Raw genomic sequence first — 15,539 nt, 5'->3', positions numbered from 1 at the left:
AACCTGCAACCTCCCCCTTGGTCCCCACCACCATCAGCGACGCCTTCCTGCTCGCCCTCGAGTCCCTCATGCGGCGCACCGGCCAGGGCCGCCACCTCGCCGCCTCGGTTATCGAGCTCGATGCCCCGCCCGCACCCGGCCTCCTCGAGCGCGCCGCCGAGACCCTCGGCCACCGCCACCCGCTGCTGCACGCCCACGTCCGCCGTCATTTCCCCACCTTCCTCGCTTCATGGCAGCTCGGGGAAACCGCTGCCGTGCCCGTGTCGCATCACTCCCGCGACATCCCGGACCTCGCCCCGCTCGTCGCCCGTCTGCTCCGCGAGAGCGACATCGACATCCTCCGGCCCGGCCCCAACCTCGAACTCCACCTCGCCACCCTTCCCGACGGCACCGCCGCCCTCATCCTCCTCTGGCCGCACCTCCTTTTCGACGCCGTCGGCATCGACCTCCTCCTCGACGAACTCAACCTCCCCGACCCAACCACCCACCGATCCTGGGGCGAGACGGCCAACCCACCGCCGCCCTCCCGGGCCTGGCCCGCTGCCAAGCCGATGGTCGAGGAGATGCGCACCTTCCCCGCCTGGCGGATCCGTTCCGCCCACCCGCGCACCCGGCCCGGCCCGCCCGCCTTCAGAGTCCTCCATTTCACCCGCGGCCAGACCTCCGCCATCAGGGAAAAGATGGCCGCCACCGCCGGCGAGCTACTCCTCCTCCCGTACTTCGCCGCCGCCGCCGCCCGCGCCACCAAGGCCCTCATCGCCTCCCGACATCCCGCCGAAGAAACCGCCATCCTCCTCTCCCTCCCTGTCCAGCGCGTCGGCAATCCCCACAAACGCCCGCTATTCCAGAACCACATGACCCCCTGGTCCCTGCTCCTCACCCACGAGGAACTCACCGACCTCCCCGGTGCCACCAAGGCGCTCTACAAGAAATACGCCTCCTTCCTCCGCCGCAAGCTCCCCGCCGCCATGGAGGCCCTGATGGCGCTCATGCACCGCTGCCCGTCCCGCCTCTATCTCAAGCCCGCCGGCCTCTTCCTCAAGGGCGAGATTTGCTCCTTGTTCCACTCCCACACCGGCAGCTTCCCCGCCCGGGCGCGCACCCTGCTCGGCCAGCGCATCACCCGCGCTTGCCACATTCCCACCGTCTCCGCCCCGCCCGGCCTCGGCATCTTTTTCTCGGAGTTCGACGGCCAACTCACCGCCACCCTCTCCTGGCGGGAAAACACCCTCACTCCCGACGAGATCGACCTCGTCGAAAAAACGCTCCTCACCGACCTCAAGCCACTGATCACCGATCCCTGATCACCCGGCCCTTCCCATGAACCTCATCGCCGACATCCTCGACCGCCACCCCGCCGACGCCGTCGCCATCATCGCCGGCGAGCGACGCGTCACCTACGGCGAGCTTCGTAGCTCCGCCGCCCCCATGGCTGCGGAAATCCGCGCCGCCGCGGAAAAGCTCGGTCGCGCCCCCCGTGTCGGCCTGCACTGCCCGAACGGCGTCGATTACATCATCCTCTCCATCGGCATCCTCCTCGGTGGCGCCTGCCTCGTCCCCCTCGCCGAAGAACTCACCGCCGACGAGCGCGACCAAATCACCCGCACCACCGCCCTCGACTTCATCGTCCGTGGCTGCGGCGGCCCGCCGCAGGCGGTGGAAACGGCGGCCCGCCACGCTCCCCTCTTCCCTGAAGCCGCCTTCCAAACCCTCAACCCCGCCTTCATCCGCTTCTCCTCCGGCACCACCGGCAGCTCCAAGGGCGTCGTCCTCTCCCACGAAACCCTCCTCGCCCGCATCACCGCCGCCAACCGCGGACTGCAGCTCACCCGCGACGACCGCATCCTCTGGATGCTGCCCATGGCCCACCACTTCGCCGTCAGCATCGTCCTCTACCTCCACGTCGGCGCCGTCACCATCCTCGAGTCCTCGCCCACCCGCGAGGCCATCCTCGCCACCGCGGAAAGGCACGATGCCACCGTGATTTACGGCTCGCCCTTCCACTTCGCGTTGCTTGCCGCCGATCCCGGACTCTTCCGCTGGCCCAGCCTTCGCCTTCCGGTGGCCACCGCCGCCGCCCTGCCCGAGGCCACCGCCCGCGCCTTCGAAGCCCGCTTCGACCAGCCCATCATCCAAGGCCTCGGCATCATCGAGGTCGGGCTTTCCGTCCTGAACCTCGACGCCGCTGCTGAAAAGCCCGCCTCCCTCGGCAAGCCGCTGCCGGACTATGAGGTCCGCCTGCTCGACGACTCCGGCCACGAGGTTCCCGACGGCACCCCCGGCGAGTTCCATGTCCGTGGTCCCGGCCTCCTCGACGCCTACCTCGTCCCTTGGAACCCCTCCCCGCTCAAGGACGGCTATTTCGCCAGCGGCGACCTCGTCGTGCGCGATGCCGACGGCCACCTGACCCTCGTCGGCCGCCGCAAGTCGGTCATCAACGTTGCCGGCATGAAGCTTTTCCCCGAGGAAGTCGAAGCCTGCCTCAACGAGCACCCCGCCGTGGCCCGCAGCCTCGTTTCCGGAAAAGACCACCCGCACATGGGTCAGATCCCGGTCGCTGAGATCATCCCCGCCGATCCCGCGAACCCGCCCAAGGCCGGCGAACTCCAGAGGCACTGCCGCGCCCACCTCAGCGCCTACAAGGTCCCGCTGCGCTGCTCTTTCGTCGATCAGCTCCCCCTCACCGCCTCCGGCAAGCTCAAGCGGCACTGAACATCGGAGCGCTGGCTCGAGCGGGCCACGACTCCACGAAAAACCCGGCATCCTCTCGGAGGCCGGGCCTTTCTCAGAAAAACGCAGGCCGCGGATCAGTGCTCGCGGCAGAACTGCTCGAAGCGGGTCAGGCCCTCGTTGAGCACGTCCAAGGTGGTGCAGTAGCTCAGGCGGATGCCGTCGTCGTAGCCGAACGCGATTCCCGGCACGGCCGCCACCTTGTAGCGCGAGATCAGCTTGTCGCAGAGGTTCTGCGACTTGATCCCGAGCTGGCCGGTGTAGACGAAGAAGTAGAACGCCCCCTGAGGCTCGACCACGCGGATGTTGTGGATGCCCTTGAGGCGCTCGAACACGAACTGGCGGCGGACGTCATACTCCGCACGCAGGTCCGAGAGGAAACCTTGGTCGCCCTGCAGCGCGGCCACGCCGGCGTACTGCGCGAAGCTGGTCGCATTCGAGACCGTGTGGTTCTGAATCTTGTCGATGGCCTCGGCGATCGGCTTCGGCGCGGCGGTGTAGCCAAGGCGCCAGCCGGTCATCGAGTAGGCCTTCGAGAAGCCGTTCACGGTGACGGTCAGGTTGTAGAGTTCGTCGCTGAGCGAGGCGATCGAGACGTGCTTCGCATCGCCGTAGGTGAGCTTTTCGTAGATCTCGTCGGACAGGATCACGATGTCCTCGTAGAGTGCGACCTCACCGATCGCGCGCAGCTCTTCCTCGGTGTAAACCGCGCCGGTCGGGTTCGACGGCGAGTTGAGGATCACCATCTTCGTCGCCGGAGTCATGGCGGCCTCGAACTGCTCGGCGGTGAGCTTCCAGCCGTCCGACTCCTTGGTTTCCACGATCACCGGCTTGCCACCGGCCAGGCGCACCATTTCCGGATAGGAAACCCAGTAGGGCGAGGGAATGATGACCTCGTCGCCTTCCTCGACGATCGCCAGGATCGCGTTGAAACAGGCCATCTTGGCACCCGCGGTCACGCAGATCTGCTTGGCGTCGTAGTCGAGTCCGTTGTCGGCCGCCAGCTTATCGACGAGCGCTTGGCGGAGTTCCGGAATGCCGCCGGAAGGGGTATACTTGGTGCGGCCCTCTTGCAGCGCCACCATGGCCGCGGCCTTGATGTGCTCGGGGGTGTCGATTTCCGGCTCGCCGCCGGCGAGGCCGTAGACCTCTTCGCCACGGGCGGCCATGGCCTTGGCCTGGTTCGTCACCGCGAGGGTGAGCGAGGGGTTCACCTGATGGATACGGGATGAGATGGAGTCCATAAAAAGCACGCGGATGGATGGTTCATCGGCCGCCCGGCGGGGCGACATCGCACGCTTCTGTCACCCCCCTCCCGGCGGAACGGGGCGGCTTTTCTGACCGTCCACCGGTTCCGGCGCAAGTGAAATGGCCGCTACTCCTTCAAATCGTGCATCCAGCCTCCTTGGGCGGTCACCCACTTGCCTTTTTTCACCACCTTCGGAAACCCAAGCCCGTGCCCGGCGGCGGCCTCGAAGACCTCCCACGCCTGGGTCGCCAGAATGCCCGAAAGCACCAGGCTGCCGCCCGGCGCCAAGGTCTTTGCGATGACCGGAAAGGCCTGGATCAGCACCTTCGAGAAGATGTTCGCCAGCACCACATCGTAGGTCCGGGGTGGCGTCCAGCCGAGGATGTTCACCTCCTCGGTGCGGATGCCCGGCGACTCGTTGCGGACCGCGTTGCGTTCGGTGACCTCGACCGCGAAGGGATCGTAATCGCAGGCGAAGATCTCCCCCGCTCCCAGCTTCTTGGCCGCAATGGCCAACACGCCCGTTCCGCAGCCGAGATCCGCGCAACTCCAGCCGGGCTCCCGTTTCCCCGCGATGTCCACGAGGAAACGCAGGCAGGTCGAGGTGGTCGCATGGTCGCCCGTCCCGAAGGCCATCTCCGGCGGGATCGAGATCACTTCGCGGCCAGCGAAGGTGTCGCGCATCGCCTTCAGCTTGCCGGCATCATCCTCCTGGGTCACCACGAAGCGCTCGCGGATCTTCAGCGGCGGCGGGATCTGGTAGGGCTTCTGCCAGTCGGCGTTTTTCAACTCCCGCACCCGCCCGCCGAAGCGCTCGCGGATCGCCTCCGCATCCTTCCCGGTTTCGCAGAAAACCTCGACCCGCAGGGATTTACCGCCCTTCAGGACGTGGACGACCAGGTTCGGGTTGCCGTGGAAGCGTTCTTCCCAGGCATCCATCCACTGCGCGCCGGAGAGTTTTTCCCAAACCCACATCACAGGACTGTTAGTCACAATGCTCATCGAATTCCAAGATCCTTCCCGCCGAAAAGGGCGAAGGGCCGTCAGCGACAAGCTAACGGCCCTTCATGGAGCGGGTGATCAGATTCGAACTGACGACATCAACCTTGGCAAGGTTGCGCTCTACCCCTGAGCTACACCCGCGTTGCGTTGCGGCGAACGCGTGCGCGGTTTCTACATGCCAGAAGCGGCCGGGCAAGAGATTTCTTCAAAGTTTTTTGGGGCGGATTCGGGCTGCCGGGAGGTCATCGCCGGATGAACGGGATGGGGAGGATGCACCGGTTCGGGTCGTGATTTCCTACCGGGCGGGGCTCCGGGCTTCCGAGGTCATGTAGTCGAGCCGTTCCGCCGCCCGGTCGTGGAGGTCGGGGTCACGGATGCCCTCCAGCATCCGCTCCGCCTCCGCTGCATCGCGGATGGCGATCGATGGAATCAGCCCGGCCAACATCGCATCCCGCTGGGGTGAATCCGCCTGTCCCTCGAACCAGCCGCGCACCTTGTCGGGATACTTCTGATACCAAGAGGAAAGCGCGTGATTCAGGGCCGCTGGCACCTCGGTCGATTCCGCATGCCGCCCCATCCACCACTCCAGCGCCGGCCCGTCATATTCCCGGTAGATCGCCGCACCCACCGCCTCCGCCTCCAGCGCGGGCCGTTTTTCCGCAGGGAAATCCGCAACCTCCAGATAATCCCTCAGCTCGTAAAGATAGGTCAACATCCCCATCGCATCGTCCTGCGACCAACGCCTCAGCATTTCCTCATTCAGCCTCGCATGATCCTCCGGAACGCCGGTTGTCTTCACGAAATCGACCAAGCGATCCCGAAGGGCCGGATCGACCAAGGCCGAATAGGCCCACCGGGACAACACGCTCTCCCGCGTCTTGAGCCACGACTCGCCTCCCCGGTGATCATCACTCGGAAGTTTGAGGAGTTCGCTCGTCGCTAGCTCGAAGTCTCGCTCCAGGATCTCAGACAAAGCCTGAGCCCGCATCCGATCGCGGCATTTTTCCACCTCGGGTGGACAATCTTCCGAATCCAACCACGCCAACGCCTGAGTCGGATCCTCCATCGCCCACTGGGCGAACACGCTTGCCGCCCGGCTATACTGGTCCGCGGTCGCCGCGAATGCGGCCGCGGGATCGCGTCTCGCCCACTCAAGCAGGACCACGTTCAGCAGACGGCTCCATGGTTCCGCAATGCGTCCCTCCAGCTCCTGAAAGAGCGCCGCCAATTCGTCCGGGCCCAAACTTTCGAGAATGCCTTGAGCGCGAAGTTCACGATGCCAGTCGCAACCGCCAGCGTGGCTGTCTCCCAGCAGTTCCTCCAGCTCGTCCGCCGTCTTCGACACCGCGAACTCTTCATCCGGGCTGCTCGCTTTCCCGGGTCGGGCCGGCACTGCGAAGTCACTGCCAAGGGTTTCCGCTTTGTCCGCCCGTCCATGCAGCCAGCCGGCACGAGCGACGCGTTTCCCTGCCTCGCTCCCCAGCCATGCCAAGCAGGCCAGTGCCCCTGCGAGGATCGCCCCCACCGTCATGAATTTTGTGCGCATCATTGATCCGGAGTCGGAGTTTGGAGAAAGGTAGCCATATCGGAAGGAAGCGTGTTCAGCCACTCCCCCACCGCCCGGGGATCATCGCGCTTCCAGGCAGCGATGTGCTTCAGCAGCGCGGTTTGCTCGGGAAACGCATGACGGGGATCAGGCATCCAGCCGGACCTCAGAAACTGGTCGGTCCGACTCTTTGCCAGGCCGGAGATCAAATCTCCGTTCCCATGAGACTTTGCCCATTCGATGGCCGCATCCGGCCATTCCATCGCCTGAGCCCGGTAGCGTGCCGCCATTTCCTCGCCCGACGCCGTTTCCGCCGATCGGTTGAGCGGTTCAGGATCGAAAGAAACCTCACCACTCTGACCCTCGACGTATTTTCCCCACCACTCCCAAGAACTCCGGAAATGGGCGATCTGTCCTTCATCCGCACCCGCCGCTTCCAAGTCTGAGACAAGGCTCTTGACCATCGCCCCATCCAAACCCGGGCTCTGAGAAAGACTTCCCAGCCATGAGCGGCTGTCCTTCCACAGCGCCTTGTCTTCAGCCAGCGCGGAGATCAGCGCCGCTCTGGCTCTCTCGTTTCTACCAGCCTTGTGGGCAAGCTCGCTCACCACCCAGCTGACCGCCTCCGGGAATTCCTCCCTCGCCTTGGCCAGCGCGTTTTCCGGATCGATCCGACACCACTCCCTCGCCGAAAGGATCGCCGCTGTGCGGGTCATCTGTTCATCGCCCTGATCGCGGACCCAGTGCCTCATGGCATCGGGATCGACGCTCCCCCAGGCATCCAACACAGCAGACTTCAGCAGATACTGGATCCTGCCATCCAACGTCTTCACCTTCGCCAGCGCCAAGTCAGGTGCCAGTTCCCCCCATCGATAGCTGAGCATCCGCACCAACAACGCGTCGACTTCCCGCTCCGAGTTGGCTGCCAACACCTCCTCCAGCGCCGCTTCCGCCTCGGCCGCGGAAAAACCCCGGACCATCTTCCACAGCGCCGCCGTTTCGAGCGCACTCAGGCGTTTCCGGCCGATCGCCTGCCGCAGCTTTTCCAGCTCTTCCAGTCCCGCCCGCTCGTGTTCAGGCATGGTCAGCCGTCTCACCACGGACTTCACCGGATTCCGCGGCTTTCCGGCGCCATCCATCACCCGCCGCTCCCCGTGATAGCCGCACCAGAAGGCCATCACCGGCACCAAAAGACATGCCGCCGCCAGCCCCGTTCTCGTTTTCAGCTTCGATCTCATCCCCTATTCGACACACTGCCAAATCCCCAAACCCGCCGCCAAGCCATCTTCTCCCTTGAAACCTGGAACCTGAAACGCGGAACCTGCGCCCGTGTCCGACAAGCTCGCCGAAATCATCGCTACCAAGCGCCAGGAAGTCGAAGCCCTCCTGCCCCGCGCCGGCCACCTCCGTGCCGCCGCCCTCCAGCGCAATGATTTCCGCGGGTTCCGCGCCGCCCTCGATCGCGGCCCGGACCAACTCGGCGTCATCGCCGAGATCAAGAAGGCCTCGCCTTCCGCTGGCGTCATCGACCCGAACTTCGACCCCATCCGCCAGGCCCGCATGTATCTCGATGGCGGCGCGTCCTGTCTCTCGATCCTCACCGACGAGAAATACTTTCAAGGCTCGCTCAGCTACCTGACCAAGATCTCCGAGTTCTCCGAAGCCCCGCTGCTGCGCAAGGACTTCACCATTCACCCGCTGCAGATCCACGAAGCCGTCGTCTCCGGCGCCGATGCCATCCTGCTGATCGTCGCCGCGCTCGATGACGAGCTGCTCAAGCGCCTCTACCACGAAGCCAAGGACTTCCAGCTCGACGTCTTGGTCGAAGTCCACGACCTGCCGGAAATGGAACGCGCGCTCGACCTCGGCGCGGATTTGATCGGCGTCAACAACCGCAACCTCAAGACCTTCACCACCGACCTCGGCACCACCGAGTCCCTGGCCGACGAGGTTTCCTCGGAAACCCTGCTCGTCTCCGAGTCCGGCCTGAAGACGATCGCCGACGCCCAACGGGTCCTCGACGCCGGCGCCAATGCCGTCCTCATCGGCGAGTCGCTGATGCGCGCCAACGACCCCGCCGAGGCCATTCGGGCCTATCTTTCGCTCGCGGCATCCGGAGCCGAGTGAACGAATTCACCGCCTGGAAGACGTCCGGCGACCTCTTGCAGCTCCCGCCTCAGCTGTCGCGCCACGCGGAATTCGTAGGGCTCCAAGCCGGGCGCATCGGTCGACGGCGCGGCGAATTGAGCGCGGGCCATCCACGACCTTTCCTGCTGCCGAAAAGCGAACATCGCAGCGACCAGCAACACCCCGGAAAGGGTGTAGGCAGGAAGGGTCGCCCTGGCCACCAATCGTCTGGAAACCGATCTTCCGGCACGTCCGAACAGACCGGCGATCACCACCCACAACAGCCAAAGTTGCGGCAGCCCCGCCAGGACGATGATGAGCAGCAGCCTCGGTCGCGTCGGGGTGAGCGCCAGAGAGGATGCCGGAATCAAAAGTGCGGCCAAGCCCACCATCATCCATCCGAACCAGCGGAGCTTGCCGCTCCGAATCAGAAAACCCAGGCTTCTCGTCACCCGCCAGCGCGCGACTACGACCGGAGCCACCAAGATCATGAGACACACCCCGGTCATTTGGCCTGCGAACTGGACGAAATGGGTCCTCCCGAAGCTCCAATGATGGGCCGCCAGCGGGCTCGCCTGGCCAATGGCGAGATACCAACCCAGAGGCAACAGACTTCCGATCGCCACGATCCAGCCCCAGTCCGCGATGCCGAGTCCTCGAATCATCCGCGCGGCGATCCAGCGGGAGAGGCGAGATCCGTATGCCACAAAGACGGCGACGCCCGCGACTGCCATGATCAGCATCAACCAGCCGGCCCCCGCCATGGCTTGCCCCACGACGGCATATTCCGCCCGACGCACCGGGCGCAGATCGGCCTCCGAAAACCCGACGACCTCCCGCGACTGACGGGCCACCATGGGCATTGAAAGCGAGGCCATGATGCCGCCTTTGGAGGTCACCAATTCTTCAAGCTCACCAAGCTGTGCGGCCCGCTCCGGACTTCTAATGACTTTGGCATCGAGCCGATCCATCAGCTCGCCATATCGCAATGCCTCCTCCGGCAAACCCAATGCGGTCGCGGATTTTCCCATCTCATCCGCCAGCGACTTGATGGCCGCCCTGACGATCAGCATGTCGATCAGCCCGCCATCCTTTTGCACCAGGCGATTCACGAGATTTGCCACATCCGCTTGCAGTCTCCGATAGCCTTCCAAATCGTTTTCGACCCCCACCCGCTCCGCCTCCGCAGCAAGGCCGAGGCGGAAGATGTGGATCAAGCCGGCCGACGGCACATCCTGACCAGCCGTGAAGGCGAGATTCCGGATGTAGTCTGCATAATCGACCACTTCAGGAAGAAGGGAAACCCTCGTCTGCAGCAGCTCCAACGCATGATCCTCGATACGCGGCTTTCCGGCGGCTTCATGCACCAACGCCAGCGCTTGTCGGTGAGCAGCCCGATCCTTGATCTCATAGGTGGTACCGGCCCGACGCATTCCCGCTCTCTTTTTCTCAACGGCATCCCGCGAAAGCGCAGCAGCCGCAAGAAGTTCATACCACCCGTTGTCAGGGTCGATCTTCCCCGCGGTTTCAAGAAAATCGTCGGGCAAGGCCCGGCTCCGCTGGAACTTCGAAGCGGCGAACTCGACAAAGTAGGCGGGATTGTCGGGCTCGCTTCGCCAGAGCTGTTCCGGCCCACCGAAGAGAAGCAGCGATTCCGACGGCGTGAGGTCTTCCCTACCCTCCGGCCGAGGTTCCAGGGCTGGCCCAATGGCGGTGCCGATGTTGGAAATCGCGCCGAGCTCCCGTAGCGGCCGCACCGATTTGCCCAGCACCCAGAGGGCACCGACCAAGCTCATCAGCCAGATCAAGACTATCGCCCACCTGGTCCATCCATGCCCACTCCTGCGGCGTAGTCTGGAGATGATCGGACCCGTTTTCCGGGTCTCATCCAGTTGCAGTTCGGTTTCCAAATACGAACGAACCTGAACACTCAGTTCGGCATCCTTCCCCTCGAGCGGAGCCACGGCCACTTCGATCAACTTGTCCTTGGCGGTCACGCAAACTGCCTTAGACAGCGACCCAAGAGACCTCAAGCCCTTGCCGTCCTCATCGGCGAGTCCCTCATGCGCGCCGACGACCCGGCCGAGGCCATTCGGGCCTATCTTTCGCTGCAGACGTCCCCGCTGGACTGACCGAATGTCACATCGGAAACTCGTTCAGCATCCGCGTCACCTCGTCGAACTGGTGCGCGAAAGAAACGTAGGCTTCGACGGCCACCCAGCAAAAGCCGATCACGCCGAGCGTCAGCACGATTTTCCACGCCCAGTGCATCCGCGGATGCATCCAGATCGAGGGCAGCGCGAAGGGCGGCAGGGTCAGCAGCGTGAGCACGATGAACGAGGTCTTCAGATACCACGGCACCGCCGCCTTCGTCTCGTAGCCACGGGGAAACGGCGGCGGCATCGATGAGACCGGCCGTTTCGATTCATCGAGGAACTCAAAGCAGTAGCGGCACTTCACCGCGGCATCCTGGATTTCCTCGGCGCAATAGGGACATCTCTTCATGAGCAAGTCTTCCGCCCGAGCAGGTTGCCGCGGGTTCACCGCGAAAACCAAGGAATTCGTCCCCGCGAACACGTCAGCCGAGCCCCCGGCCGTCCCCACGAATGCCCGCCACGCCGGTGTAAGGATCTGATTTTCTAATATTTAATCATCCTGCCGAAAAAACTCCATTTTCGAGATTGACCCACACCATACTATTGCGACTCATTCGCAACAGATGAGCGCAGCAGCCACCCCATCCACCGACTCCCTCCGACGTTTTCGTTTTCACCGCGAGTCCCTCGCTTTCACCGGCACCGTCGTTTCGCTAGGCGCCCTGAGCCATCCTGCGCTTGCCGCGGAGCCTGCTCAGGAAAACACCGACGAGCCCGAGGAACTCGAAGCCCTGGTGGTCGATGCCGAGAACCCCTCCCTTTACAAACCGGAGCGGCTCGCCTCGCCGAAGTTCCAGCAGCCGGTCGAGGACATCCCGCAGACCGTTTCGGTAATCCCCAAGGAAGTGATCCAGGAGCAGAACGCCACTTCCCTGCGCGACGTGCTCCGCAACACGCCGGGCATCAGCATTCAGGCTGGTGAAGGTGGCACGCCTCCCGGCGACAATCTTTCGATCCGCGGCTTCAACGCCCAGAGCGACCTGTTCGTCGATGGCGTCCGCGATTTCGGCGGCTACACCCGCGATCCCTTCAACCTCGAGCAGGTCGAGGTGGCGAAAGGCCCGGCTTCCACGAATTCCGGCCGCGGCTCGACCGGCGGCTCGGTCAACCTCGTCAGCAAAACCCCGCGCGACGAGCGTTTCCACCAGCTCATGCTCGGCGCGGGCACCGATCATTACTACCGCGGCACGCTCGACCTGAACGAGCCGCTCCCCTGGTGCCAGGGCGCGGCTTTCCGCCTGAACCTGATGTATCACAACGCGGATACGCCGGGCCGCAACGAGGTCACCGAGGAGAGGTGGGGCATCGCGCCTTCGATCACCTTCGGCCTCGGCTCGGACACTCGTTTCACCGCCAGCTACTTCTACCTCGGGTCGGACGGCGTGCCGGACTACGGCATCCCCTGGGTCGCCTCGCCGAATGTCGCCATCCCGTGGGCGGTCGATCAGCCCGCGCCGGTGAATTACGACAACTTCTACGGCCTCGTTTCCCGCGACTACCTGAAGAACGAGACGCACCTTTTCACCACCGAGCTCGAGCACAACTTCAGCGAATCGCTGCGCCTGCGAAACCTGACGCGCTTCGGCTTCACCAGCACCGACCTGAGCGTCACCGCCCCGCGTTTCGTCGATGTGGATCCCGCGACTCCCGGGAACCAATACGGCACCGTGATCCGCCGCACCGATTGGAAATCCCGCGACCAGGACGACACGGTTTTCGCGAACCAGACCGACCTCAATTTCGACTTCGAAACCGGCGAGGCCCGGCACCAGCTGGTCACGGGCTTCGAGCTCACCGACGAGCGATCGAAAAACCACGGCCGCAACGATCTCAATGGGCCCGCGCCGGACACCGACCTGTATGTTCCGAATCCCTTCGATCCTTACTTCCCGTTGATCGTCCGTGACGGCACCTTCACCTCGGGCCAGGCGACCACCTTCGCCGCCTACGTCACCGACACCGTCGAGCTCGGCGATCACTGGCAGTTCGACGCCGGCCTGCGCTACGATCACCTCGACACGGAAATCGACAGCGCGTCCGTGGGTCATCTTTCCAAGACCAGCACCGGCCTCAGCTATCGCGGCGCCGTCACCTGGAAACCCGTCGAGCAGGGCAGCGTTTACTTCGGCTACGGCACCTCCTTCGATCCCTCCGCCAGCAGCCCGGCGTCCAGCGTCCGCAACAACGCGGCCGGCGTTTCCTCCTACCTCACCGATCCCGAGGAGAGCGAGACCTTCGAGCTGGGCACCAAGTGGACGCTGCTCGACGACCGCCTGCTCGCCACCGCGGCGGTCTTCCGCACCGACAAGACCAACGCCCGCACCACCGACGCCGTTACGGGAAACACCGTACTTTCCGGCGACGAGCGGGTGCAGGGGCTGGAACTCGGCCTCGCCGGATCGATCACCGACTGGTGGCGCCTCACCGGCGGCTACGTCTATCTCGACAGCGAGGTCCGCTCCTCGGGCACCGTCACCGAGATCGGCAACCAGCTCAGCAACACGCCCGAGCACTCGTTCAGCCTCTGGAATGTCTTCACCTTCGGTGATTTCCAGACCGGCCTCGGCACCTACTTCGTCGATAGCCGCTACAGCAACAACTCGAACTCGCGCAGCGCGCCCTCCTATTGGCTCGTCGATGCGATGTTCGGCTGGCAGGTCACGGAAAACGTGTCGCTCCAGCTCAACGTGAACAACCTGCTCGACGAGGACTACATCGACCGCGTCGGCGGTGGCCACGCGATCCCGGGCGCCGGTCGCTCGGCCGTGCTCAGCACCACCTTCAACTTCTGAGAAGCCATGCTCATCCAGATCCCCGATGTCCTCACGCCCGACCAGGTCACGCGGGCCCGCCAGCTCCTCGACAGCGCCGAGTGGACCGATGGCAACGCCACCTCCGGCCACCAGGCGGCCAAGGCGAAGAACAACATGCAGCTCCCGCAGGACTCCCCTGCCGCGCGACAGCTCGGCGACATGATCCTCAAGGCGCTCGGCTCCAACTCCCTGTTCCTTTCCGCGGCGCTGCCGAAAACGGTCTTCCCCCCGCTGTTCAACCGCTACGCCGGCGGGCAGTCGTTCGGCACCCATGTCGACAACGCCATCCGCCAGTTCCCCGGCCAGCCGACCCGGATCCGCACCGACCTTTCCGCGACCCTCTTTTTCGCCAACCCCGACGAATACGACGGTGGCGAGCTGTGCGTGGAAGACACCTACGGCGTGCAGCGGGTCAAGCTTCCGGCCGGTCACATGGTGCTCTACCCCTCGACCAGCCTGCACCACGTCACCCCGGTCACCCGCGGCGCGCGCGTGTCGTCGTTTTTCTGGCTGCAGAGCATGATCCGCAGCGACGAGCAACGCTCGCTGCTCTTCGACCTCGACCTCGCCATCCAGCGGATCAGCGGCGAGCTCGCCGGGCAGCAAGCCGCCGACCAGAGCGCCGTCCAGCTCACCGGCGTCTACCACAACCTTCTCCGCCAGTGGGCGGAGCTTTGACCGGACACTGCTGTTAGGTTGCTGAACCGAGGGATGGGCGAACGCATCCGCCCATCCCTCATCTTTTTCTGAAATGAACCGCTTCCCCCTGCTCCGGAAGTTCATCTTCTGGTCCCACCTCGTCATCGGTCTCGCCGCCGGCGTGCTCATCCTCGTGATGGCCGCCACCGGGACGGTCCTCTCCTTCGAGCGTCAGATCACCGAAGCTGCTGACCGCTATCCGGTGGAGGTGAAATCCCAGCGGCTCTCCGTTTCCGAGCTCCACCAACGACTCCGCGACCAACAGCCCGATGCCCGGCCGAGCGGCTACCTCGTCCGCTCCGACCCGCAACGCCCCGTGGTCTTCCAGTTCGGACGCGAGAAGTCGCTGTTCGTCGATCCCTACACCGGCCAGGTGCTTGGCGAAGGCGCGACCGGCACCCGGGAGTTCTTCCGCACCGTCACCGCCATCCACCGTTGGCTCGCGATGGAAGGCGCCGCCCGCGAGACCTCCCGCGCGGTCATGTCCGCCGCGGCATTGTGCTTCCTTTTCCTCCTCATCAGCGGCCTGTTCCTCTGGCTCCCGAAGCGCTGGACCCGCAAAGGCGTCAAGGCCATCGCCACCCTCCAGCCACGCCTCAAGGGCCGCGCCCGCGACTGGAACTGGCACAACGCGCTCGGCCTCTGGTTCGCGCTGCCGCTCATCGTCACCGTCTCGACCGGCCTCGTGATCGCCTACCCGTGGGCCAACGAGCTGCTTTTCAAGGCCGCCGGCGAAAAGCCTCCGGAGCGAAAAGGCCATCGCGGTCGCGGCGGCCCTGGGGAGGCACCCGTTGCTCTCCCCGCCGGCCTCGACCGGGCCATCGCAGCCGCAGCCTCGAACGATCCGGACTGGCGGCAGATCCAGTTCTCCTTCCCGCGGAAAAAACAGCTCACCCTCTTCGTTTCCGACTCCCACCGCGGCCGGCCCGATCTCCGCCGCGAGGTCACCGTCGATCTCACTACGGGAGGCATCGTAGAAACCAAGGACTTCGCCAGCCAATCGACCGGCCGGCGGCTTCGCACCTGGGTCCGCTGGATCCACACCGGCGAGGCCGGCGGCTGGATCGGCCAGACGATCTCCGCCCTCGCCTCCCTCGCCGCCGTCATCCTCATCTACACCGGCTTCGCCCTCAGCTTCCGGCGGTTCTTTCTGAAAAGAAGAACGTCGCTTGGGTCGCGATCTTGACACCTTTCGCCTCCATGCCGTGATTACCAAG

General features: G+C 64.6%; 12 protein-coding genes and 1 tRNA gene. 6 read left to right on the top strand and 7 right to left on the bottom strand.

All coding sequences use genetic code 11. From position 1 onward, the window contains the following. Positions 1-17: 17 nt before the first annotated feature. Together ABXH26_RS00635 and ABXH26_RS00630 are read left to right on the top strand one after the other, a co-directional pair. Positions 18-1,304 (top strand): hypothetical protein, encoded by a 1,287-nt coding sequence (locus ABXH26_RS00635; protein WP_353565083.1) that lies wholly within the window; start codon positions 18-20, stop codon positions 1,302-1,304. Between the two features lie 16 nt (positions 1,305-1,320). Continuing rightward, positions 1,321-2,712 (top strand): class I adenylate-forming enzyme family protein, encoded by a 1,392-nt coding sequence (locus ABXH26_RS00630; RefSeq protein WP_353565082.1) that lies wholly within the window; start codon positions 1,321-1,323, stop codon positions 2,710-2,712. Between the two features lie 95 nt (positions 2,713-2,807). Here ABXH26_RS00630 and ABXH26_RS00625 read toward each other — a convergent pair whose 3' ends face one another. The 5 genes from ABXH26_RS00625 to ABXH26_RS00605 form a co-directional block, all read right to left on the bottom strand. Beyond that, positions 2,808-3,974 (bottom strand): pyridoxal phosphate-dependent aminotransferase, encoded by a 1,167-nt coding sequence (locus tag ABXH26_RS00625; protein WP_353565081.1) that lies wholly within the window; start codon positions 3,972-3,974, stop codon positions 2,808-2,810. Between the two features lie 131 nt (positions 3,975-4,105). Continuing rightward, on the bottom strand, positions 4,106-4,981 hold the full coding sequence (locus ABXH26_RS00620) for a 50S ribosomal protein L11 methyltransferase (RefSeq protein ID WP_353565080.1): 876 nt from the start codon (positions 4,979-4,981) through the stop codon (positions 4,106-4,108). Positions 4,982-5,047: 66 nt separating this feature from the next. Beyond that, positions 5,048-5,122: transfer RNA gene (locus ABXH26_RS00615), tRNA-Gly, on the bottom strand. Between the two features lie 154 nt (positions 5,123-5,276). Then, positions 5,277-6,530, bottom strand: coding sequence for a hypothetical protein (locus ABXH26_RS00610; RefSeq protein ID WP_353565079.1), 1,254 nt, complete (start codon positions 6,528-6,530; stop codon positions 5,277-5,279). Further along, complete coding sequence (locus ABXH26_RS00605; RefSeq protein WP_353565078.1) at positions 6,527-7,765, bottom strand: hypothetical protein; 1,239 nt, start codon at positions 7,763-7,765, stop codon at positions 6,527-6,529. Before ABXH26_RS00605 ends, ABXH26_RS00610 begins: the two co-directional genes overlap by 4 nt. 91 nt (positions 7,766-7,856) lie before the next feature. Between ABXH26_RS00605 and trpC the strand changes: the two genes are divergently transcribed. Beyond that, positions 7,857-8,654 (top strand): indole-3-glycerol phosphate synthase TrpC, encoded by a 798-nt coding sequence (gene trpC / locus ABXH26_RS00600; protein WP_353565077.1) that lies wholly within the window; start codon positions 7,857-7,859, stop codon positions 8,652-8,654. Here the strand turns inward: trpC and ABXH26_RS00595 are convergent. Together ABXH26_RS00595 and ABXH26_RS00590 are read right to left on the bottom strand one after the other, a co-directional pair. Further along, positions 8,621-10,651 carry a hypothetical protein gene (locus tag ABXH26_RS00595; protein WP_353565076.1) on the bottom strand — a complete coding sequence of 677 codons (2,031 nt, stop codon included), beginning with the start codon at positions 10,649-10,651 and terminating at the stop codon, positions 8,621-8,623. The two genes, trpC and ABXH26_RS00595, sit on opposite strands and share 34 nt — an antisense overlap. 142 nt (positions 10,652-10,793) lie before the next feature. Continuing rightward, a complete protein-coding gene (locus tag ABXH26_RS00590; RefSeq protein ID WP_353565075.1) occupies positions 10,794-11,159 on the bottom strand; it encodes a zinc ribbon domain-containing protein in 366 nt (121 codons plus the stop codon). Positions 11,160-11,373: 214 nt separating this feature from the next. On the opposite strand from ABXH26_RS00590, the gene ABXH26_RS00585 reads away from it, so the two are divergent. The 3 genes from ABXH26_RS00585 (at position 11,374) to ABXH26_RS00575 (ending at position 15,508) form a co-directional block, all read left to right on the top strand. Then, positions 11,374-13,602, top strand: coding sequence for a TonB-dependent receptor (locus tag ABXH26_RS00585; protein WP_353565074.1), 2,229 nt, complete (start codon positions 11,374-11,376; stop codon positions 13,600-13,602). Positions 13,603-13,608: 6 nt separating this feature from the next. After that, on the top strand, positions 13,609-14,301 hold the full coding sequence (locus ABXH26_RS00580; RefSeq protein WP_353565073.1) for a Fe2+-dependent dioxygenase: 693 nt from the start codon (positions 13,609-13,611) through the stop codon (positions 14,299-14,301). Between the two features lie 73 nt (positions 14,302-14,374). Continuing rightward, positions 14,375-15,508, top strand: coding sequence for a PepSY-associated TM helix domain-containing protein (locus ABXH26_RS00575; protein ID WP_353565072.1), 1,134 nt, complete (start codon positions 14,375-14,377; stop codon positions 15,506-15,508). Positions 15,509-15,539 lie beyond the last annotated feature (31 nt).

The organism is Haloferula sargassicola (genome assembly GCF_040362925.1).
GTDB classification, from domain to species: Bacteria; Verrucomicrobiota; Verrucomicrobiia; order Verrucomicrobiales; family Akkermansiaceae; genus Haloferula; species Haloferula sargassicola.
Note: the sequence above shows the minus strand (reverse complement) of the source record. Positions and strands in the feature narration are given on the sequence as shown.

What these genes read in the sequence shown, in the direction of transcription:
- ABXH26_RS00630 (WP_353565082.1), top strand. Translation starts at nt 1,321, where the DNA reads ATGAACCTCATCGCCGACATCCTCGACCGCCACCCCGCCGACGCCGTC.
- ABXH26_RS00625 (WP_353565081.1), bottom strand. Translation starts at nt 3,974, where the DNA reads ATGGACTCCATCTCATCCCGTATCCATCAGGTGAACCCCTCGCTCACC.
- ABXH26_RS00620 (WP_353565080.1), bottom strand. Translation starts at nt 4,981, where the DNA reads ATGAGCATTGTGACTAACAGTCCTGTGATGTGGGTTTGGGAAAAACTC.
- ABXH26_RS00610 (WP_353565079.1), bottom strand. Translation starts at nt 6,530, where the DNA reads ATGATGCGCACAAAATTCATGACGGTGGGGGCGATCCTCGCAGGGGCA.
- ABXH26_RS00605 (WP_353565078.1), bottom strand. Translation starts at nt 7,765, where the DNA reads ATGAGATCGAAGCTGAAAACGAGAACGGGGCTGGCGGCGGCATGTCTT.
- ABXH26_RS00590 (WP_353565075.1), bottom strand. Translation starts at nt 11,159, where the DNA reads ATGAAGAGATGTCCCTATTGCGCCGAGGAAATCCAGGATGCCGCGGTG.
- ABXH26_RS00585 (WP_353565074.1), top strand. Translation starts at nt 11,374, where the DNA reads ATGAGCGCAGCAGCCACCCCATCCACCGACTCCCTCCGACGTTTTCGT.
- ABXH26_RS00580 (WP_353565073.1), top strand. Translation starts at nt 13,609, where the DNA reads ATGCTCATCCAGATCCCCGATGTCCTCACGCCCGACCAGGTCACGCGG.
- ABXH26_RS00575 (WP_353565072.1), top strand. Translation starts at nt 14,375, where the DNA reads ATGAACCGCTTCCCCCTGCTCCGGAAGTTCATCTTCTGGTCCCACCTC.